This window comes from Streptomyces sp. Xyl84 (assembly GCF_059731885.1).
The window spans coordinates 189,350-209,199 of the sequence record NZ_AP029184.1; the positions used below are offsets into that span (position 1 = coordinate 189,350).

Genomic DNA, 19,850 nt, shown 5'->3' on the forward strand with positions numbered 1-19,850 from the left:
CAAGTTCCTTCGAACCGGCATGCCATCAGCGCCCGCCGGTGCCTGATCGTCTCCGGCCCCGCCGGCACCGGGAAGACCATCGCGCTCACCCAGCTCGGCCTGGCGCACGAACTCAACGACCGCCATGTCCACCCCGACGCCCACGGCCGCATCCCGGTCCTCTACATCACCGTCCCGCCCGCGGCGACCGCCCGCATGATCGCTGCGGAGTTCGCGCGCTTCCTGGGCCTGCCGGTCCACCGCCGGCTCAACACCACCGACATCATCGAGGCGGTCGTCGGCGTCTGCACCACCGCCCGCACCGGCCTCGTGATCGTCGACGAGGTCCACAACATCTCCCTGACCACCCGCCAGGGCGCCGAGGTCTCCGACACACTGAAGTACTTCTCCGAGCGCATCCCCGCGACGCTCATCTACGCCGGGATCGACATCGAGCACAGCTCGATCCTCTCGGGCACCCGCGGCGCACAGATCGCCGGCCGCTTCACCCTCATCCCCACCCACCCCTTCCCCTACAACGACGAGTGGAAGGGCCTGGTCAAGACGATGGAGGAGACCCTGCTGCTGCACCGCCACAAGCCGGGGACCCTCGCCGGACTGGACCGCTACCTCCACGATCGCACCGGCGGCATGATCGGCGCCCTCTCCCACCAGATCCGCGGAGCCGCGATCGACGCCATCCTCACCGGCACCGAGAAGATCACCCAAGCGGAACTCGAAGCCATTCCCCTGGACGTCACCGCCAGCACCCAGGCCCCCCAGCCCAGAAGAGCCACCCGGTGAACCCACCGGCGCAAGGACTGGACCGTCCGGTCGTGGCACTGCCGATCCAGGTCTTTCCCCGCCCCTGCGAAGGCGCTGAGACCTTCATCGCACGCCTCGCGCAGGCGAATTACCTCAAGCCCTTCTACCTGCGCGCCTACCTCTGCGCCCCTCCCATGACGGCTGGCGCCCTCAGCTGGTCCCGCCTCGCCGCCGCGACCGGACGGGACCTCTTCGAACTCCAGGACGTCCTCGAACGCACACCACCACCGCCGCCCGACCTCCTGCTCTGCGAGTACTGCGGCCGCCCGCCCCGACCGAACGTCGAGGCCGGCCCGGCTCCCTGGTGGTGCTCGGCCCGATGCCGACGCAGAGACGATCTCCTGAAGAGCGCACCGTCCAGCAACGGCATCCTCCCGGACCAGAAGCAGGTCCTGCCCTGCCCCGGCTGCGGAGCCCAGTTCATCCGGCCCGCGGTCAGCCCCCGCAGTGCCTGTTCACCCCGCTGCCACGGCAGGAACGTTCGTGCGCAACAAGCCGAGCTGGCTCTCTACGAGAATCCGGACGCCATCGAAGACGACGGCACGGAACCAGGTGAGCCGACCGGGTTCGCCCCTACGAGTCAGCATCTGCCTGGCGAGCTGTCGCCCAGTGCTCCTCGAACTCGCTCCGGCTGATCTCTTCTCTCGAGAGCACAGGGTCGAAGAGGTCCACGATCGGTGGGTTGAACGGCCAATCATCAGGGCCACTGCGCACGGCGGTTCCGTCCTCGGGCAGCTCTACTTGGCGAATCCGACGCCCATCGGGCCCCACCTCCATCAGATATACGACCGGTTCATCGCCCTCCTCGTCCCAGCGACGCCGCAGGAATACAACGTCCCTGTCTGCAAGCGCACCGAAGCCTTCACACTCACGCTGGGCGTCACGCTGGGCGCGCAGACCATCCAGTCCAGGAGGCATTCGAGGTCCGTCGATGTCGACTTCCTCCAGGCCCTCATCCCGAGACCGGGCCACAGCGTCCGGGTCGGTGACCACCTCAACCCAGGCGAACGTTTCGAGAACCTCCCGCTTGGAACGCGCTCGGACCCACCACCATGAACCGCCCATCCCGTAGTCGTGCAGAACGAGGAAGGGGCGCTTGGACGCGTCAGCGTTGTCGGTCATGAAGGCTGAGCCTAGCCAGCCCCGCTGCGGAGCTGTTGGCCTGGTCAAACTCACATGGCAAACGGTCAAGATCACCTGTCAGAGGGCAGCCGTGCCCAGATCTGGCGACCCCCTATCGCCCATGTCCCCACGATCGGGTGATCTGCCACGCGCCGGGCGTATGGAGCCCCACCCTCCCGAACTGGCCACCGCGACCCCGAGACGTCGCCGCCTAGCGAAACGGCCCGGCCCAGCCTCCATGCGCCGGTGCCGAGTATCCCAATGCGCCGTTTCGCATCGGTAGCCATCGCCACCAGCCCGACGGCACCGATGCCACCCGAGACGTCATCGGCTCTGCGGAACAGCTCGACGGCTCCATCCCCGGTCACCGGAGGCCGTCTTCCCGCCCGATCTGGACGTCCAGCGCCGCCTCTACGGCCCCGTCCCGGCGGCGTTCCACAAGATCCGCGAGGCGGGCGACCGCAGTGCGCTCGGCCGGGGTGAGTTCGTCCACGGTCGCCTCGATGGCATCACGGACACGCGCCGCGATGTCCTGAGCCGTGACGGACTCGATCTCGACGGGCCCGACCGTGTCAAGATAGCCGAGTTCGACCAGGCGCCGGACCGAGGCCCGGGTCTCCTCCGGGGGCATCCGGAGTTCGGCGATCAGCCAGTCGACGTCCCCGTACGGGGCACAGACCTCTCCCAGCCACCGGCACCGCATGTAGACACCGACGTCGGCCACCGAAAGACGGGAGTCGGTGATCGGCCGGTGGGGCACGGCAAGCACGTACGGCTCACCGGTGTCGCTGCGCAGCTTCAGCGGCTCGTCGGACACGCTACCGCCCCCCCGCCGAAGCCCCGGCACTGCGCGGGGGACCCATAAGCTCGGGCAACGAGTACCCGGACGCCTTACGGAGCCTGGCAGCCAAGAGCGGCTCCAAGTCGTAGCGCAGGGCCTCCGCCATTCCCTCCCGGACTTCCTCCTCCGTGACCGGCGTCCGGTACATCCGCTCCATCATCCCCGCCGTCCGGGCGTCCATGGTCTGCCGCACACCGCCGCCGCTGATCGTCACGCTCCCGTCGTCATGCCGGACCACCTCCGGCGAGCCGGCTGGCGCCACCAACACCTGCGTCAGCAGCTGCAACGGCGTGCCATCCGGCATCTGGCTGCCCACGACCGTCACCTCGGCATGCAGGGCCTTCCACATCTGTACGACGTGCCGATCAGCGGGCCGGTGAAGAACCATGCCCAGCGGGTCGGCCACTGCGATCCTCTCTCCCGGCTCCAGCACGGTGAAACCCGCCTGCCGGTAGTACGGCGCCAGGGACAGGACCGTGGTGGTCCCGAGCATCAGCCGGTAGCCGAGGCCTGCGTAGTACGCGGCGGCCGTCTCGATCAGGCGATGCCCCAGGCGGCACCCGCGGACTTGCGGCGCGATCGACAGGGCTTCCACTTCCACGATGTGGTGGGCAACGTACGACCGGTGTTCCGGGCTCAGCATCTCGATCGAACCGATCCACCCCAGCGGCGGCGCCGCAGTCAGTACACCCACCACCTCGCCACGCCGTCGTTCGACCACCCACGACGCGCGCACACCACAGGCCGGCTCAAGGCGGTGCCGGAACGCGACGGCATGAGCCATCTCCGCCCCGAACCCCGGCCGAGTGAACTCCACCCGCCCCAGCAACTTCGCCAGCGCCGCCTCATCAGCCGGGCGCGGCTCCCGAACCAGCAGCCCACCATTCGCCGCACGCTGCGCCCGGCCCGCCGCCCGCACCGTCGATGCTCGTCCCATGCCCTCCCACCGAGCTGCTCCGCCTTTCGCCCCGCCAGCGGCCCAAGCTCATCCCTTGGAGGGAAGACCGTCACCAAGCAGCGACCCGCCAGCGGGGGCGACACGAGCGTGCACCGAGTGCACCGCGGACAGAGGCCACCCACCCGGCGTCACGCTGTGAGACTGAGAGGCTCACAGGGCGTTTCCCCAGGTGGGCTGGGTGATCTGTGAGGCTGTGAGGTATGAGGTGGAACTCACGGCCGTATCGGTGCGGGTTGTCCTCTGACGGGTGATCTTGACCGTTTGCCAGGTGAGTTTGACCGCTGCTGGGTTCCTGTCACCGGATCGCGGCCAGCGGTCGGCGCTCGGTGAGGGCGGTGGGATCAGTGGTTGCGGAACGGTGCCCAGGGATCGAGGGGAGTACTCGGGTCCTCACCCTCGGTGGACAGTCCGACGTAGGCACGTAGGGCGGGGCGGGTACCAGGCAGGCCGTATTGGGTGAACCGCTCGTGGAGGTCGGAGCCGAACGGCACGGGCTGGAAGTCGGCGGCGGTCAGCAACTCGGCCAGGACCCTCAGCAACTCCCGGCGCCCAGGGGAGAGCTCGGCGAATACCGGTACGGTGTCCGCGGGGTCGAACAGGGCTTCCAGCAGGTTCTCGGCGCGGACCGCCAGCGGGCGGGGCACGACTCCGGTCTTCTCGATACGAGGCAGGGCGCGGACGATCTCCAGAAGGACCCCGTCCGGGTTCTCGGCGGCGCCCATCAGGTGCAACAGGCTGCGGACGGTGTAGCTGTGCGGGTCGCCGGCGTGGTGGGCGGTTACGGACTCTGGGGCCGGCCCGGCGCCGAGGGCCGCCAGCTCGGCGGCGATGCGCTCCGCCGGCGGCAGGCCGGGCGCGGCTGCCGGGTGCGCGACCAGCAGGCGGGTAAGGGCGGTGGCGGCGGCCCAGCGCGGCAAGGGGTGCTCGTGGTCGAGGTGGTGCCGGAGTCGGCCGTCCGGGTCGTGGTCGGCGATCAGCCCGACCGAGATGAGGACCGTGGCGACGCAGACGGGGTCCCGCTCGCCGTCGAGGCAGGCCAGCAGTGGGAGCAGGGTGGCGTCGGCCTCCTCGGGGAACCAGCCGAGGAGGTACGCGGTCTTGGTGCGGATCTCCGGGTCCTGGTCGTCGAGCAGTTCGAGTAGGACGGGAAGCTGGGCGCGGACCGCGTCATAGGAGCGCAGTGCGCCCTCCCGGGCGTCGACGGGGTGCCCCGCCGCACAGTACGCCCGCCCCTCGCACAGGTTCTTCAGCCGCTCCTCGTCGGTCTCGGCGGCGATCTGCTCGTCGTACCAGCGCAGATTCTCTTCGGGGCTGATGGCTGTGGCGCGCCACGCGGCGGTGTCGATGCCGAGCGGGAGGTCGTACTCGTCGTGCCAGTCGATGGCCAGACGGGTCAGCAGCAGCAGCGCGTCGGCTCGGGCGCCGAACGGGCCCGCGACAGCGATCCGGGTGAGGAACGGCACGGCGTACGGAGAGGCCGAGTACCGGGTGCCCTGGTGGAAGATGTTGCCGAACAGGCTGCGGAAGGCGCTTTGCCGGGCCTCCTCGTCCAGCCCGCACACCGTCCGGAGCTGGCCGGGCACGTCCTCGGCGCTGCCGTAGGCGTGCCCCAGGGCTGCCCAGTCAATGTCGTTCAGCCCTGCCAGTAGATCGTCGGATCGTTCCATAATCCGTATGCTCGCAGGGACCGCTGACACCGAACCCGCAGACGAGCTGTCTCCTTGAGCCCAGCGGTCAAACTCACCTGTCAATCGGTCAAGATCGCCTGTCAAAGGACACGGGTAGTTTCGATCGAACGCCGATGTGCGTCGCAGTCGGCGGCCTAGCCTGGGCGCCATGGATGACGAGCTGACCAACGATGACCATCTCCGGGCCCTGGCCGCACTGGAGGCCGTCGTCCAGAACAACGATGGCGCCCTGGAGGTCCTGGCGGGCGGCACGCACGAGCGCCCGCTGGCGGCCCTGCTCGCCGCGTACGGGAAGCACACGCTCCACCGCGTCCTGCTCTCCGCGTTCGGCATCCAGGCCACCATGACCCAGGATGAGACCAGCCAGCGTGTCGCGGAGCTCAACAGCGACCCCATGGCACGCATCGTCTTCCTCCTGACCGACTCCTTGCACCACCAGGCCGCCCTCGCCTGCGACGACCTCGTCACCGCCAAACGAATCGGCGGATCCATCCTGCTCGCGATCCACGCCTTCACCGACGCGGACAACCAGGACGCCCTGGCCCTACTCCAGGCCCTGCGCAACCAGGTCCTCCAAGCCAACTGAACCGCCCCCACGCCCTGGTGACGCCCGCCGGCGCGGAGGACGATGGAGCCGTGGGCGAGCACAACGAGGACTAGGAGCACGGGGTCGAACCGGGGCGGCCGCCGCTGACCGTGGCCCGCGCCCGGGAGATGACGGCCGGGCTGCGCGAGGCGATGGACGAGTCCGGCGCTCCGTGGCGGTCCTCGCCGCCCAGGTCCGCGGCGCGCACGCCGCCCGCGTCTGGCTGCCTCTGGGGCACAGCAGCTGGGAGTCTTACTGCGCCGCGGAGTTCGGCATCAGCCGCGCCCAGGCGTACCGGCTCCTCGATGTCGCCCGCTCGCTCGCCGCGATCCACGGTGCCGTCGCCGCCGGCCCCGGCCTGTCCCACGCGAGACACCGACCCGGCCTCGGCGGCCGCGCTCGACTACGGCCTGTCCCAGCGGGCTCTGATCGCCGTCTCCGGCCGTACGGACGTCGTCGCGGAGCTGATCACCCGCCGACTCACCGCGCTCACCAACAGCGGCCTCCAGGCCCTCGATGAGGCCACCGTGCGCGCCGTGGTCCGCCAGGCCGTCCGCGACGTCCGCACCGCTCCGCCTCCGCCCCCGCCGCCCGCCGAACCGCCGACGGACCCGACCGTCGCCGCGATGCGCCGCGTCGCTGAAGACCTCTTCGCCAGCGCCCACGCGATCGGGGAGCTGATGCTCGAAGTCGCCCCGGCCTACCTCTCCGACACCGAGGCCGCCGACGTCCTGGCGCTGCTGTGCCACCAGATCGGCGAGCCCCTCGAACACGGCCTCGCCACCCGCCGCTACGCCCTGACCGGTGACCGCCGCGCCCTGCACGGCACCGTCCTGTAGACCAAGCAAGGGCTGATGGACGGTGGAGCGCAGCATTTGCATGCCCCATCAGACACCTCTGCAGATGACCTGAGTCAGGACGAGGGGCGTCGGACGGGCAAGTGAATCACCGGCGCAGGCGGTCGGGAACAGCGCGCTGAAGGCACCCGAGAGCAGGTGCACAGTTGGGTCGCGCCGAGGCGCTGTTTCGCCAGCGGGAAGCGGCTGCGGCGGCTATCTACAGCTTCAAGGCCAGTGTGCTCCGTGACGGACCCGCACAGGCGGGACTGGGACGGAGGGCCAGGCCTGCAGATCGCACTGACAACGACACGTTGCCGTGTGGTGCTGGGCTCCACTGCGTGCCGACCGAGTTGAGTCTTCCTGCTCGGTCGGTCGCTGGAAGCAGTCTGCGCTCTGGTGTTCAGCGACTCAAGCAAAGCTACTCAGCGACGGTTCGGTAGCTGTCGCGGGCGCGTACAAACCCCCAGCTCAGGCAGCTTTCGGAGATGAGCCAGCGACTGAAGCGACTCAAGGGTGGGGTATATGAAGTCGTTGGTGTGTGCGCGTGTGCGTCATATATAGGAGACTTCAGTCGCTTCAGTCGCTGTTTCAGGGAGTATAGGGCTGTTGACCTGCTGCTTTGGATTTTCTGCTTGGCAGCTACCGAACGCCTGCCAGTCGCTGCTCGCTGGGCTGAGTCGCTTCTGACACGTACAGGGCCCGTGATCGGACACGGAGGGCACGCGCCTTTCGCCTGTGCTCCGAGCCCCCACGCTCCAGGTTCGCTAGGCTGTGTCCGTCATTGAGTCGCTTCAGTCGCTGATCGGGGGTGTGGATGCCTACTGACCTGCATGTTTCTGGAAGCGACTCAAGACCACCAGCTTCCCGCCCGTCAGTCGCTTCCGGCCTGTCGACCGCAATGTGGTGCGCCCGCCAAGGATGGCCCGTGCATCCTCTCGCAGCCGGACGCAAGACGCCCGCCGCCAACTGCGGCGCCTGCCGGGCCACTCCTCACCGGCCGGCTGAGTGCCCGTGCCTGTCCGCGGGCAGCTGGTGCCACGGCTTCCACGCCGCCACCCTCGACCACCGACGCATCACCAGATGGTGGGGCGACCACCCGCAGTTCGGTGTCGGAATTGCCTGCGGGCCGGCCGGGCTGGTCGTCATCGACATCGACGCCCATGCCGCCCAGCCCCCAGCCCGGGACCGAATCCTGCCCGGCATTCCGATCGGCGACCACGTCGACCTCACCGGACTCGCCAACGGCTTCCACACCTTGGCCGTCCTGGCAGCCCTGCGGGACCAGCGCAGCCCCGCCGAAGACGACACCACCCTCCGGGTACGAACCCCCTCGGGCGGCCTGCACGTCTGGTACCGGGCAGAAGACAACCGCCGCTGGCGCTGCTCCTCCGGCTCCAGCAACGGTGCCGCTCTGGCCTGGCAGGTCGACGTACGCGCCCACGGCGGCTACATCATCGCCCCGGGCACCACCACTCGCGACGGCACCTACCTCCCCGTCGGCAGCACCCGCGAGCCCGCCATCCTGCCGTCCTGGCTCGCGCAGGAACTTGAGCGCACCGGCCACCTGCCCACGCCCAGCACTCCCGCCCCCCGTCCAGTCCCGGCCCGGGCCCGGCAAGCAGTGCTCGCCGCCGGAGGCGGCCGTGACCACACCCAGCGCCTGATCGAAACCATCCTTGCCCCCGTCGAGGCCTGCGGCCAGGCACTACAGGGAGCCGGATTCTCGGACACCCTCAACCGGGCCGCCTACACCCTCGGCGGCCTGGTCGCCGCCGACCGCATCACCCAGGACGAAGCCGAGCACCTCCTCACCCAGGCCGCAGCCGCCGCCCGCCCCGGCCAGGAACGCCGTGCCGCCCAGATCATCCGCAGCGGGATGACCGCAGGACTCAAGCACCCCCTCCACCACGGGGGAGGCCGCCGATGACCAGACCCGGCAATGAGACCGACGCCCTCTTCGAATTCGACGCCCAAGCTGTCGCCGCCCAGATCCGCGACCAAGCCCGTCCCGCGCCGACCACCACGGTCTCCCTGCCCGCCCAGACGGCCGTCCCCCGGCCGGGGGAGGGAGAGGCGACTCCGGCAGGACTGCTGCCCGACACACTCTCCGACCGCGGCAACGCCAAACTGTTCGTCAAGCTCTACGCCAACGACTACCGGCACGTACCCGGCATCGGCTGGTACCGATGGGACACCACCCGCTGGCAGATCGACGAAGACGACACCGTCCTGTGGGCAGCCGGCGACCTCGCCGAGGCCATCGCCACCCACGACCCCCGCGGCCTGTTCACCACCCAGGCCTTGCACTCTCACCGCCGCCGCGCCCTGTCCACCACCGGCATCAACGCCATGCTCACCCAGGCCAAATCCGCCCCGGGCATGGTCCTCAATGCAGCCCTCCTGGACGCCGACCGTTACGCGCTGTGCACCCCGGACGGCATCGTCGATCTGCGCACCGGCCTGCTGAAGACCCCCGACCCGAACAAGGACTTCCACTCCCGGTCCACTACCGTCGGCCCCCAGCCCATGCCCATCCCCCGCTGGGAACGGTTCCTGACCGACACCTTCGGCGCGGACGCCGAAGACCGGCAGATGATCGCCTACCTGCAACTGCTGCTCGGCTACTCCGTCACCGGAGACGTCGGCGGCCAGGTCCTGCCCTTCCTCTTCGGCTCCGGCAAGAACGGCAAGTCCGTGCTGCTGGACGTCTTGATGAAACTCCTGGGCGACTACGCAGACGCCGCCCCGCCCGGCTTCCTGATGGCCCGCCCCTACGAAGGCCATCCCACCGACCTCGCCGAACTCCACGGCCGACGAGTCATCGTCTGCTCCGAGGTCAAACCCGGCGACAAGTTCGACGAAGCTCGCGTCAAGCTCCTCACCGGCGGCGACCGCATCAAGGCCCGCCGCATGCGGCAGGACTTCTTCAGCTTCGAACCCACGCACAAGCTCTGGCTACTGGGCAACCACCGGCCCGAGGTCGGCACCGGCGGCTTCGCGTTCTGGCGCCGCATGCGACTCATCCCCTTCGAACGCGTCGTCCCCGACCACCGCAAGATCGACAACCTGGCCGACATCCTCGTAACCGAGGAAGGCCCCGGCATCCTCACCTGGCTCATCGACGGCGCCCGCCGCTACCTTGCCGGCGACCGCGACCTCACCGGCCCCGAACGCGTCCGCATCGCCACCAACGCCTACGCGGAAACCGAAGACCACACAGGCCGCTTCTACGAAGAATCCTGCGTTCTCGCCCCTGACCTGCGCGCCGAGCAGACCGCCCTCTACGCCACCTACAAGACCTGGTGCCAGAATGAGGGGGTACCGGCCATGTCCTCACGCGCGTTCGCCGCCCGCACCCGAGAACTGGTCGGTCTGTCCTCGCCCAAGGAGATGATCCTGTCCAACCAGCGCAAGCACTACCCCGGCATCGGACTGCTCACCGACCAGGAAAGGGACCCGGCAACATGAGCTCCCTGATCACCGAGGACGAGATCAGCCACGAAGCCGGCCTCGTGTGGCTGGAGGACACCGACCACCTCGACTACGTTCGCCAGAGCCTGGACCGGCTACCCACCCGCAAAGGCAAGCCCGCCTACCACCGCGACGGCCGCCTGGTCGGCTACGCCCTCCTCGACACCACAGCGAAGCCCTCCCGGGCATCAGGCACCTTCCGCCGCCGCGTCTTCTGGCTCCTGCCCCATGACCGCGACAGCCAGCCCGACGGCCTCTACGCCAAGAGCGCACCCGCCGAAGCCGTCGACCCACGCACCCTCAAACCCCGCGTCAAGGGATACAAAACCGAACGCTCCGAAGGCGGCCCACCTTCGACCGCCATGCAGGAACTCGGCATAACGCTCCCTCTTTGACCACATACGGCGGTAGTCGTGGCGTCTCCACCCCCTGAGCCTTCAGGAGCGCTCAATTCCCGCGGTCAACGGCGCTCGACTTTTACCCAGCAGGCCGCGCCTCGGGGCGCTCATGCATGGAAAAGCTCCTGCGCCCCGGCGACAAGCTTCTGGTCAAGGCGTCTCGCGCAGGGATGCTGTGGCAGGTGTGCCAGCGACTCCTCGGTGACGACGTCACCGGCGGGTGACGGGCATCCGCGAACTGAACCGCAACCGTCGGTAACCTGGCCCGCCTCAACCGGGACGGCCGCGGCACCCGCGTGGAGATCCACCCCATCAACCAGTCCCAGGTCGACCGGCCCCGCCAGCGCGTCGTCGAACACCGCACGATGAACGTGCGGAACTGGGACCAGATCGTGCAGGCCTGAGCCGACAACGACGACCAGGCCCTGGACGATGCCTGGGTGGACCACATCGTCGACCTCGGCTCCCAGTGGGGCCAGTACGAATACGTCACCAACGTCGGCTTCGCCGCCTGACCCGTGCCTGAGCTGCTGCGCACCGCCGGCCAGGCCACGCGGCAGCTCAGGCACATCCGGCGCGCCGACTGCCCCGGCCGAGACCGGGGGGTTCTCCCTGGAGACCGCAGTCCGCATGCTGCAGGAAGCCGGATACCCCGTCGAGGAGCTCGCCGAGGAGATTGAGCAGCCCCAGGCCCGGGCTTTCGGCCAGGCCGCCCGCCTCGCGGATGCGGCAGACGGCAACAGCGTGGTGCGCGAGTACCTGGGCCTGCCCGACGCCGACCCGGTGCAGCAGGCGCCGCTCGTGCAGCCAGGCCAACCCGCGCAGGTGCCTGCGGGGAAGCATGCCGAGTCGGGACTCCGACACGGCACGGACAAGTGCGGAGATTCCGTGCCTAAGCTTTGAAGGCCACACCTACCCGTCGGGCACATGTAAGCATCGAGCACATGAAGAAGACACTCGCTGTCGTCTCGCTCGCCTTGGCCACGGCTGTCTCATTAGCCGCACCCGCCGCGGCAGATCCCGGAGACACCACTCCGCCCGGGGACACGCCTGCATTGGGCTGCAATCTGCCTGGTCCGGTACAGGGGCTGAGCTTGGTTGACCTCCCCAGCCCCCCGCTCGGCTACCCCGTCGAACAGGTCAAGGAGGAAGCGAGGAAGCTAGGACTCCCCGGCGTTCCCACTGTGATCGGCGCGGGCTGCAGCACACCCCAGCCCACCAACCTGGTTGATGGCACTCACGAGTACCGCGGCTCGGGTCCGGTTATCCTCCGTATGGGCGGCCAGTCTTCGACCCAGCAGTACTGTCTCAACTCGGTCAGTGTCCTTGAGCAAATGGGACGCGCAGTGATCGGATCGGATTGCCACCTGCAAGCGAATCCGATCGTCGTCCCCTAGTACCAACGCCGTTCAGTTAGGGCGGTCTGGGCCGTTGCCAGCCGGCGGGCGTACTCCAGCTCGCCGGTCGCGGCTGAACCGAATACGGCCCCGGTCACCGAGCGTGTCCCGCAGGCCACCAGCGCGGCCAGACGCAGTTGCGGATAGCCCGAGGTCCCGTTGCCGAGCCGCTGGCGGGCGAACATCGCAAGGCTGGCGGGACAGTCCGGGACCGGCAGCAGGGTGCCGTCGACCGCGACGATTCTCAGACCCCGCCACCGCCCGGCGGCAGCGGTCGTGGCCGCGGGTCCCCTCACCAGGTCAAACAGTGCCTTCATCGGTGCCGGGCCCAGCCGCTGCCGCGCTTGGCGAAGAGCGCTGCCGCTGGGCCGAACCGTTGCCAGGCCCGACAGCCCGGCACGCAACCGGTCGAAGACCTGCCGGTAGCCCAGCCCGCTGAAGAGCGCTCCGGCCAGCAGCAGGTAGACCGTGACCCGCGCCGGCAGCAGACGGATCCTGCGCTGGACCGTTCCGGTCGCCGCCAGCACCTCGTCGACCATCTCGAACGGGATGATCCGGGTCAGCTCACCGATATGCCCCGGCGCGAACACCCCGGCCGCTACCCCGACCGTCCTGGTTATGGCAGCCTGTTCCAACAGCGGAGCTCCGGTGGTGAGGATTTCTTGGAGGACAAACCTCTTCTACAGCAGCTCCGCTGCCTCGTTCACCGGCCTTGACGAACAGCCTCCGCCCTTAACTGAACGGCGTTGCCCCTAGTACTCCAGCAGCACTTTGACGTTTTCCCAGTTCAGGGTCGGTTTGGGTGACTGCAGTGGGCCGGGTTCCGACCCGTGTTCTCTTTCCCGGACCGCCCCTCAATTGTGTGCAGTCGCCGCTGATAGTGACAGGGGGTCTGAGCAACCTCCCGACATGATTGATGAGCGTGCAGTTGATGCGGAGGCGGGCTCGCCCTGGCGGTCGCGCCAGCCCTTTCCTCGCTCCCACAGGAACGCAGGAAGTCCACGCTGACGAGGCGTCGCCTACGCCCCCGCTTCATCACCGATCTCCGCAGCTACCTCTGCGCGTACAGCAGAGTGTTCCGCACCGGCGACGTCGTCTACCTGGTCGGCCGACTGGTTCGCACCGAAGGTCCCGATGCGTACAGCGGCTTCGCTATCGACCTCACTTCGTGGTCGGCAACCGGGTCTCTCCTCACCAACTTGACCTGCTGAGCGAGTTAGGGCACGTATCGAGTCGTGATCAATCTGCGGGATGTGCCTTCGTGGCATGGTCTGGTCCGGTAGACCGTCGTACGTGACACGAGTGCAACTGACTGACCCGGAGTGGGAGTTCATCGAGCCGTACCTGCCGATTGGCGAGTACGGCCCGTACCCCGAGCGGCTGCGGCAGCAGTTCGAGGGCGTGATCTGGCGGTTCAAGACGGGCGGCCAGTGGCGGGAGATGCCGACAGAATTCGGTGCATGGTCGACCGTCCACAACCGCTTCCGGCAGTGGCGTGACGCCGGGGTCTTCGAGGCGCTGCTGGAGGGCCTGATCGCGGAAGCCGCGAAGCGCGGTGAGGTGGACCTGTCCTTGGTCAGCATCGACTCCACCACCACCCGTGCCCACCACGACGCGGCCGGGATGCACCTCGGTGAGGACGTTGTCACTGCCCTGGAGAAAGCGGCCGCCGAGGAGGAGAAGGCCAGGTCAAAGGGGGCGGCCTCGAAGAACAAACAGGGCAGGAGACCGAAAGCGGTCCCGCGCGGGAAGAACGACGACGCGTCCGGCGTCGGCACAGACTCCGGCTGAAGGCCGCCCTCCTCGGACGCTCCAGGGGCGGACAGACCAGCAAGGTCCACCTCGCCGCCGACCGCAAGTGCCGCCCGCTGGCGTTCATCCTGACCGCGGGCCAGGCAGCCGACAGCCCACAGTTCATCCCCGTCCTGAAGAAGGTGCGGGTGCGCGGGCCCGTCGGCCGCCCCCGCACCCGGCCGGACGCAGTCGCCGGAGACAAGGCTTACTCGTCTCGCGGCAACCGCGCCTACCTGCGCAAACGCCGTATCAAGGCAGTCATCCCGGAAAAGAAGGACCAGGCCGCCAACCGGAAGAAGAAGGGCAGTGGAGGCGGTAGGCCCGCCAGTCACGACACCGGGCTCGACAAGGAACGGAACACCGTCGAGCGGGCGATCAACAGGATGAAAGCATGGCGAGGCATCGCCACCCGCTACGACAAGACCCCGGTGAGCTACCTCGCCGGACTCCACCTCCGGGCCTCCGTGATCTGGATCAAGGACCTCACACGAGCAGCCCCTTGATCACAACCGAATACGCTCCCTAGCCGTCGCCCAGACGAGGGATCACCCGGTGATCGACCTGTTCGTGCTTGATCCGAAGGCCACTGGATGGGACAGCGAAGGCTCGTGCTCCCTGCGCCAGGAGCACGAGCCTATGGGCTTTCGGCGTTGAGTCAGCAGTCTGCTCAGGCCGACTGCTCCTGTTCCCGAGTGACGAGCTGACGGACCAGCATGCCGTAGGCATCAGCATGCTGCTCACGGAGGATGTCGAGCATGAGCCGAGCAGACTCGGTGAAGACAGACAGGTCCATCTTGCGATGCAAATGGTTCGCGACGAATGCGGCGTTGTCGTACGGAAGCTGACGAGGTCCGGGCGCCTTTCCGTCCGTTGCCGACGCGGCAGCCTGGTCCGGCGCGCCGGTGGAAGCTTCGGCCGTGGCGGGCGGCCTGGGGCGAGCGGGCTGACGTTGGGCCGGGGGCTTCGCTGTAGCGGACACTGGTTTGTTGTCCGCGGACAACAAACCAGCGTCGGCCTGCTCCTGCGCCGACAGGGTGCTGCTGTTGTTGTCCGCGGACAACAAGCGCTGGTCGTCTTCCGCACGCAGGGGAGTGGCCGACGCGGCGGCCTGGGGCGTCTCGGTGTTGTTGTCCGCGGACAACAAAGCACCATCGTCCTGGGCGCGCAGGGCCTCAAGGCGGCTGCGTTCCTCGGCCTTCGCCCGTACCGCGGCGTCCTTTGACGCCTGCAAGTGATCAAGCAAGGCAGACGGGGAGATCCCGGGATTGTCCTTGGCGTACCGGGCCAGCATCCGGCCGTCTCGTTCAGCGAGCGTCCCTGCGCTCAGCATGATCTGCAGCTCCTCGGGCAGCTCCAGCAGGACCAGCTGGTTGGTCACCCAGGAGCGGTCCCTGCCGAGCTGTTCGGCGGCGCGGGTGCGTGCGCCGCGCTCCGAGGTTTCCGCGCACACGGCGACCAGTTCCTGGACACCGCGGGCTCGTTCGATGACGTCGAAGTCCTCCCGCTCGAGGTTCTCCTTCAGCAGGTGGTTTATGAACGTCTCGCGGCTGGAGGCGAGATCGTCGCGGATGACGAAGTCCAGGGCTTCCAGGCCGACGTGGACGGCGCTGCGGAAGCGGCGTTCGCCGTTGACGAGTACGTGGGCGGCTTCGCCGATCTGTTGCTCGTGGTCGGGCCACAGTGCCAGGTAGGCGGTGCGGGACACGGCGACGCACGCGGCCAGCTGGGCTTGGCGCAGTTCTTCACCGAAGCGGGTTTTGTCCTCGTCGGTGCCGAAGTTGCGTCGGGGGTTGAGGGGGGTGGGGGAGACCTCGTCCAGGTGGAGCCGGACCAGTTCGTAGGCGGGTACGTCTCCCTGGGTGACGGCCTTGGCGCGGCCGCGGGCGCTGCGGCCGCGGCGTGCGCTGTTGAACGAGGAGCCGGTTCCCAGCCGGTCGGCGACGCTCATCCGCTGATCCTCCGTGCGATGGTCCGCATTGCTTCTGCCTGCTCGCAGTAGGGGGCGTGGGCGAGCAAGGGTGCCTTCAGGCGCACCGCTTCACGCTGGTCCTTCAGTTCGGGGACGATGGCCAGGACTGGGGGCTCGCCGATCTTTTTCCATTCCTCGAGGGAGGAGGTCGCCACGTAGCCTTTGCGGCTGTCGTACATGTTGACGACGAAGCCGAGCTGGCCGATGGTCACGTCCATGTCCTCGGTCAGGTCCTCGATCTGCTCTTCGAGCATGTCGTAGGCGTCGGCTGAGGAGTCTTCGGAGAGGACGGGGATGACGATGCCGGAGGTGCCGTCTTCTTCGCCGTCGCGGGTGCGGCAGTAGTAGATGGCGGTGTCCATGCTGTAGCCGAGGCTGGGCGGGCAGTCGACGACGATGAAGTCGAAGTCGTGCTCCAGTGGCTCTAGGGCCTTCTCAAGCGCTGTCTCCTTGATTCGCACGAAGCGGCTCGTTGCCAGCTTGGCGTCCAGGAGGAAGGCGTCCTTGCAGGCGGGCAGCAGCCAGAGGTGGTCCTCGAAGTCCCCGCCCTTTATCGGGACCAGCAGGTCTGCGAGTTCGCCATCCTTGACCTCGCCGAGCATGTGCTTGGCGAGACTGGGAGCGTCGATCTCAATGAGCGGGTGGCCGAGCTGCTTGGTCAGGTGCCCCTGGGGGTCAAAGTCGATCAGCAGCGTACGGTGCCCGGACTCGGCGAGAGCCTGGGCGACGCCGGCCGATACGGAGGTCTTGCCGACGCCTCCCTTCTGGTTGCCGAAGATGACGCGGCGAGCTCCGGTGACGCGCTGCGGCTTGGGGCGTGGGGAAGGGTGCTCGTCCAGCCACATGCGGATCGACTGGGCGATGCCCTGGTTGTAGGTGATGCCGCGGGCCTTGCAGTCCTGCTTCAGCTTGTCGTAGAGGCCGGTCGGCAGATACGTCGCGAAGGATGTGCCTCCAGATGTGTCCACGGCAGGCCGGCTTGCGGACTTGGACTTACGCCAAGCAGTGACGCCTTGGGTCACGGCGTCCTGGATATCGGTGTCGACTTCAGCGGCACGGATCTTGAGTTCTTTGCGTAGCTCGGCAGGCAGCTTTGCTACTACCTTTTCCCGGTCTCCGGGATCATACGGGGCGGTCATGGCGCTACCTTACTAACCGTCATGGTGGACAGGGCAACAACAGGGGGTCTCGTGTCGCTTGTTGTCCGCGGACAACAAGTCACCACGTCAGGGAAGGCAGCGCTGGTCTCGCGGCCTCGTCGAGCAGGGGATCCCCCTCGCCTGCGGCTGTCTTGAACTGCCGAACGGTCGACGAGGAGTCCCGAGTATCGATGAAGGCCGCGTAAGCAGGAGCGTGTTCGACGGAACGATGCCACCGCACCGTGGGCTGAACGCCGGGTGAGCTCGACGCCGGCGCCGCTTGGACGGGGGTCGGTTGGTCCGCTTCCGCCCAGCGCGTGGGTGGCTGGACGGAAGCGGGGCGGGTCCCCTTCGGTGGTTCTTCAGCACAAGGGGCCCGCGCGGCCTCCCAGACCGGAAGGTGCGACGCCGGGGGGCGTCACTTCCATAGTGCGCTCTCCGGCTCGTCCCGCACTGTGAAGGACGGGTTCACCGTCGAAAGTGTTCACTGGCCCGTCATTTGGGGCCGGTGAAGGCCGACATTGACGTGTTGCGGCACTTGCGACGGGGCGGAGACGTGGGGCCATTGTTCCGCAACTTCATGATCACGTTGAGTGATGCGAGGTGGGCACACCATGCTGTGGTCCAGCTTCCCCGGCGGCGCTTCAGCACCGCCGCCGGGGAAGCGCCCCAGACCCCCTACCTCCGGCGCACGGAAGGTGCCATGAACAGTAAGCAGGTGATGACCGTGACTGTGCTGGCGACGGTCCTCGCGTGGAGCACGGTGATGACCGTGCTCGGGCATCTGGCGGCTGTGGCCGCGCTGCTGCCCGCCCTCGGACTCCTCATCCAGCAGATCGTCTCCGCGTGCAACGGCGGCGGCGATGCCCGGCGCGGCGTGACGGCCGGGAGTGAGGAGCTGTCGCGGTGAACATGCCCCAGATATCCGACCAGTCCGACGGCGAGCCTCCCAGCCGTAAAGGACGCCCGCCCGAGCCCATCTGCGACACCGTCGGAGTGACCCACCGAACCTGGCTGGAGCAGGTCCGCCGACGGCTCGCCGCCAGCGGGCTGACCCTCGACGATCTCGTCAGCCGCTCCGGCTACTCCAAGACCAGGCTGTCCGAACTGCTGCGGGGCAAGGGCTACTACCCGGGATGGCCGATGACCTACAGCGTGGTCAAGGTCCTGGACATCCCTCCCTGGCCGTTACGGCGCCTGTGGACGGCAGCCGCCCGGGAGGCCGAGAAGAAGGACACCTGGATCGAGGACGGTATCCACGCCGTGCAGCCCCTGGGGCCGGAGGACCCGCCGATCGCCCACCTCGCCTTCAAACAGGCCATGGGCCGCCCCTACACCGCCTACGCCCAGGCGTTCCTGCAGACCGAACCGCGTGCCCGCCGGGTCGTCGCGGAGACCTTCGACATCCTGTGGCTGAACTGGCCCGAGGCGACCAGCAGCAGCAACACACCACGACACGCATGGAACCTGTTGCGAGCCAAGGTCATGGCGCGGGCCGAGACCCATGACGGCCACCCCGACCTGCGAGCCGCGGCCCTGCGGACCACCGCCGTGGCCCAGGCCGCCGGCCCCGACGAGTGCTTGGCCCAGACCGCCCGGATGGTGGCCTTCTTCGAGGCCGTCTCGCGCCTTCCCGACGACCAGATGGACGTCACCGTCCTGCGCTCTTTGTGCGGCGTCGACGAGGACGCCGTGCCCGGCATCATCGGCCTTCCCCCGGCCATCACGCACAGCCTCGCACGCCATGCCAGGGGTGCGCTGCACGGTCTCCACCCCGGCACCCACCCCGACACCCTGGAGTGATCAGCCCCCATGAGCGCCATCGACGATCTCCTCGCCCAGTCCCGCCTGCTGGACACCTACGTCCCGGCTGACGTCGTCCCCTACGACGACTCGGCCTACTACCCAGCCGACGACATCGGCCAGGCCGGCAAGAATCCCAGCCCCGACCCGGCCGACGAAGACGCAGCCAAAGAGCTCGCAGCCCTGTGCGAGACGGCCGTCGCCCACTGCAGCGCCGCACAGCTCGTCGACTTCCTCACCGACCAGGTCCCCCAGCCGCGCGCCGCGTGGATCCTCGGCTGCGTACTGAACATCGCGGGCGATGGCGACGGCGCCCGGTCCTGGTGGCAGTACGCCGCCGGCGCGGATGACGCGCCCGCCTCCTACTGCCTCTACCTGCACCACCTCGCCCGCGGCGACGCCCATGCCGCTGCACTGTGGCAGACCCAGATCAGCGCCTACGCACGGGGAGAAGGCACCGCGTCCTTCTACGACCAGGACTCGCCCGCCTCCAACGTGGTCAACGCCGACACCAGTCTGCCCACCCTGCTGCGGATCCTCAGCCGCCTCACCCCGGCAGGCCCTCGCCGGCACACTGAGACCGCCACCGCGGTCATCCAGTTCGTCTCCCGCGCCGTCACCATCGGCTACGACCGCCACCCCGACCTCGAAATCCCGGCACCGGGCACGCACTTCGCCGAACAGCTCCAAGTCATCCTCGCCGCGGCCCCCTCAACTCCGGGCGCACCCGCCGTTCACGGACCCGGGTCTCGTACTGACGGGACGGGGCGTGCCGAGGAACTGCCCAACAGGGCGGCAGCAGAGACTGCTGACGAACGGCCCCCCGCCCACCAGAGCCCTGAACCGCGACGGCTGCTGGTGGAAGTTACCGCCGGCGATCGCGACTCCGCTCCGCAGTTCTTCAAGGAGGCGAGTGCTGTGTGCTGGAAAGACGCCACCGACGCCCGGCCCGGTGGACGCGGCAGCACCCTCGCCTACTACCTGCACCGGTTCCTGGGCCCGCGCGTTCGTACCGCACCAGCCCACTGAAAGCGCAGGCCG

At 68.4% G+C, this 19,850-nt stretch carries 17 protein-coding genes and 3 pseudogenes; 14 read left to right on the forward strand and 6 right to left on the reverse strand.

Annotated elements, in window-relative coordinates; genetic code table 11:
• Window positions 1-12: 12 nt before the first annotated feature.
• From AC6I72_RS38955 to AC6I72_RS38965, 3 genes and pseudogenes are all read left to right on the forward strand, one after another.
• Window positions 13-783 (forward strand): annotated as a pseudogene (locus AC6I72_RS38955) (AAA family ATPase); the annotation flags it as partial.
• Window positions 784-815: 32 nt separating this feature from the next.
• Window positions 816-1,439 (forward strand): hypothetical protein, encoded by a 624-nt coding sequence (locus tag AC6I72_RS38960; RefSeq protein ID WP_498006773.1) that lies wholly within the window; start codon window positions 816-818, stop codon window positions 1,437-1,439.
• Window positions 1,414-1,860: a hypothetical protein gene (locus AC6I72_RS38965; protein WP_498006775.1), complete on the forward strand. Its 447-nt coding sequence runs from the start codon at window positions 1,414-1,416 to the stop codon at window positions 1,858-1,860. Before AC6I72_RS38960 ends, AC6I72_RS38965 begins: the two co-directional genes overlap by 26 nt.
• Before the next feature lie 430 nt (window positions 1,861-2,290).
• Here AC6I72_RS38965 and AC6I72_RS38970 read toward each other — a convergent pair whose 3' ends face one another.
• The 3 genes from AC6I72_RS38970 to AC6I72_RS38980 form a co-directional block, all read right to left on the reverse strand.
• A complete protein-coding gene (locus tag AC6I72_RS38970; protein ID WP_498006777.1) occupies window positions 2,291-2,743 on the reverse strand; it encodes a hypothetical protein in 453 nt (150 codons plus the stop codon).
• Window position 2,744: 1 nt separating this feature from the next.
• Window positions 2,745-3,704 carry a GNAT family N-acetyltransferase gene (locus AC6I72_RS38975; protein ID WP_498006779.1) on the reverse strand — a complete coding sequence of 320 codons (960 nt, stop codon included), beginning with the start codon at window positions 3,702-3,704 and terminating at the stop codon, window positions 2,745-2,747.
• A gap of 362 nt (window positions 3,705-4,066) precedes the next feature.
• Entirely contained in the window at window positions 4,067-5,392 is a 1,326-nt protein-coding gene (locus AC6I72_RS38980) for a HEAT repeat domain-containing protein (protein ID WP_498006781.1), read from the reverse strand.
• A 169-nt stretch (window positions 5,393-5,561) separates the two neighbouring features.
• Between AC6I72_RS38980 and AC6I72_RS38985 the strand changes: the two genes are divergently transcribed.
• The 7 genes and pseudogenes from AC6I72_RS38985 to AC6I72_RS39015 all read left to right on the forward strand — a co-directional run bounded on the left by AC6I72_RS38985 (window position 5,562) and on the right by AC6I72_RS39015 (window position 11,610).
• Complete coding sequence (locus AC6I72_RS38985; RefSeq protein ID WP_498006783.1) at window positions 5,562-5,999, forward strand: hypothetical protein; 438 nt, start codon at window positions 5,562-5,564, stop codon at window positions 5,997-5,999.
• A 305-nt stretch (window positions 6,000-6,304) separates the two neighbouring features.
• Window positions 6,305-6,838, forward strand: coding sequence for a hypothetical protein (locus AC6I72_RS38990; protein WP_498006785.1), 534 nt, complete (start codon window positions 6,305-6,307; stop codon window positions 6,836-6,838).
• A gap of 925 nt (window positions 6,839-7,763) precedes the next feature.
• The gene (locus AC6I72_RS38995) at window positions 7,764-8,765 is read left to right on the forward strand and encodes a bifunctional DNA primase/polymerase (RefSeq protein WP_498006787.1); all 1,002 of its coding nucleotides are present in this window, start codon (window positions 7,764-7,766) and stop codon (window positions 8,763-8,765) included.
• The gene (locus tag AC6I72_RS39000; protein WP_498006789.1) at window positions 8,762-10,306 is read left to right on the forward strand and encodes a DNA primase family protein; all 1,545 of its coding nucleotides are present in this window, start codon (window positions 8,762-8,764) and stop codon (window positions 10,304-10,306) included. The genes AC6I72_RS38995 and AC6I72_RS39000 overlap by 4 nt, the downstream gene beginning before the upstream one ends.
• On the forward strand, window positions 10,303-10,704 hold the full coding sequence (locus AC6I72_RS39005) for a DUF6009 family protein (RefSeq protein WP_498006791.1): 402 nt from the start codon (window positions 10,303-10,305) through the stop codon (window positions 10,702-10,704). Before AC6I72_RS39000 ends, AC6I72_RS39005 begins: the two co-directional genes overlap by 4 nt.
• Window positions 10,705-10,967: 263 nt before the next feature.
• A pseudogene (locus tag AC6I72_RS39010) lies at window positions 10,968-11,222 on the forward strand (transcriptional regulator); the annotation flags it as partial.
• A 115-nt stretch (window positions 11,223-11,337) separates the two neighbouring features.
• Window positions 11,338-11,610: a hypothetical protein gene (locus AC6I72_RS39015; RefSeq protein WP_498006792.1), complete on the forward strand. Its 273-nt coding sequence runs from the start codon at window positions 11,338-11,340 to the stop codon at window positions 11,608-11,610.
• A 490-nt stretch (window positions 11,611-12,100) separates the two neighbouring features.
• On the opposite strand, the gene AC6I72_RS39020 is transcribed toward AC6I72_RS39015, so the two are convergent.
• The gene (locus AC6I72_RS39020; RefSeq protein WP_498006794.1) at window positions 12,101-12,739 is read right to left on the reverse strand and encodes a transposase domain-containing protein; all 639 of its coding nucleotides are present in this window, start codon (window positions 12,737-12,739) and stop codon (window positions 12,101-12,103) included.
• Window positions 12,740-13,397: 658 nt separating this feature from the next.
• Here AC6I72_RS39020 and AC6I72_RS39025 point away from each other — a divergent pair.
• Window positions 13,398-14,401, forward strand: a pseudogene (locus AC6I72_RS39025) (IS5 family transposase).
• Between the two features lie 164 nt (window positions 14,402-14,565).
• Here the strand turns inward: AC6I72_RS39025 and AC6I72_RS39030 are convergent.
• The gene (locus AC6I72_RS39030; RefSeq protein WP_498006796.1) at window positions 14,566-15,846 is read right to left on the reverse strand and encodes a ParB/RepB/Spo0J family partition protein; all 1,281 of its coding nucleotides are present in this window, start codon (window positions 15,844-15,846) and stop codon (window positions 14,566-14,568) included.
• Window positions 15,843-17,006, reverse strand: a complete 1,164-nt coding sequence (locus AC6I72_RS39035) for a ParA family protein (RefSeq protein ID WP_498006797.1) — start codon at window positions 17,004-17,006, stop codon at window positions 15,843-15,845. Before AC6I72_RS39035 ends, AC6I72_RS39030 begins: the two co-directional genes overlap by 4 nt.
• A 703-nt stretch (window positions 17,007-17,709) precedes the next feature.
• On the opposite strand from AC6I72_RS39035, the gene AC6I72_RS39040 reads away from it, so the two are divergent.
• The 3 genes from AC6I72_RS39040 to AC6I72_RS39050 are packed head-to-tail and all read left to right on the forward strand — an operon-like array spanning window position 17,710 to window position 19,838.
• Window positions 17,710-17,916: a hypothetical protein gene (locus tag AC6I72_RS39040; protein ID WP_498006799.1), complete on the forward strand. Its 207-nt coding sequence runs from the start codon at window positions 17,710-17,712 to the stop codon at window positions 17,914-17,916.
• 2 nt (window positions 17,917-17,918) lie between these two features.
• Window positions 17,919-18,809 carry an XRE family transcriptional regulator gene (locus tag AC6I72_RS39045; protein ID WP_498006801.1) on the forward strand — a complete coding sequence of 297 codons (891 nt, stop codon included), beginning with the start codon at window positions 17,919-17,921 and terminating at the stop codon, window positions 18,807-18,809.
• 9 nt (window positions 18,810-18,818) lie between these two features.
• Entirely contained in the window at window positions 18,819-19,838 is a 1,020-nt protein-coding gene (locus tag AC6I72_RS39050; protein ID WP_498006802.1) for a hypothetical protein, read from the forward strand.
• Window positions 19,839-19,850 lie beyond the last annotated feature (12 nt).

Excerpts from the sequence above, each read along its gene's own strand:
- AC6I72_RS38975 (WP_498006779.1), bottom strand. The coding sequence starts at position 3,704 with ATGGGACGAGCATCGACGGTGCGGGCGGCGGGCCGGGCGCAGCGTGCG.
- AC6I72_RS38990 (WP_498006785.1), top strand. The coding sequence starts at position 6,305 with ATGTCGCCCGCTCGCTCGCCGCGATCCACGGTGCCGTCGCCGCCGGCC.
- AC6I72_RS39000 (WP_498006789.1), top strand. The coding sequence starts at position 8,762 with ATGACCAGACCCGGCAATGAGACCGACGCCCTCTTCGAATTCGACGCC.
- AC6I72_RS39005 (WP_498006791.1), top strand. The coding sequence starts at position 10,303 with ATGAGCTCCCTGATCACCGAGGACGAGATCAGCCACGAAGCCGGCCTC.
- AC6I72_RS39045 (WP_498006801.1), top strand. The coding sequence starts at position 17,919 with ATGCCCCAGATATCCGACCAGTCCGACGGCGAGCCTCCCAGCCGTAAA.
- AC6I72_RS39015 (WP_498006792.1), top strand. The coding sequence starts at position 11,338 with ATGCTGCAGGAAGCCGGATACCCCGTCGAGGAGCTCGCCGAGGAGATT.
- AC6I72_RS39040 (WP_498006799.1), top strand. The coding sequence starts at position 17,710 with ATGAACAGTAAGCAGGTGATGACCGTGACTGTGCTGGCGACGGTCCTC.
- AC6I72_RS38980 (WP_498006781.1), bottom strand. The coding sequence starts at position 5,392 with ATGGAACGATCCGACGATCTACTGGCAGGGCTGAACGACATTGACTGG.
- AC6I72_RS39030 (WP_498006796.1), bottom strand. The coding sequence starts at position 15,846 with ATGAGCGTCGCCGACCGGCTGGGAACCGGCTCCTCGTTCAACAGCGCA.
- AC6I72_RS39035 (WP_498006797.1), bottom strand. The coding sequence starts at position 17,006 with ATGACCGCCCCGTATGATCCCGGAGACCGGGAAAAGGTAGTAGCAAAG.
- AC6I72_RS38985 (WP_498006783.1), top strand. The coding sequence starts at position 5,562 with ATGGATGACGAGCTGACCAACGATGACCATCTCCGGGCCCTGGCCGCA.
- AC6I72_RS39050 (WP_498006802.1), top strand. The coding sequence starts at position 18,819 with ATGAGCGCCATCGACGATCTCCTCGCCCAGTCCCGCCTGCTGGACACC.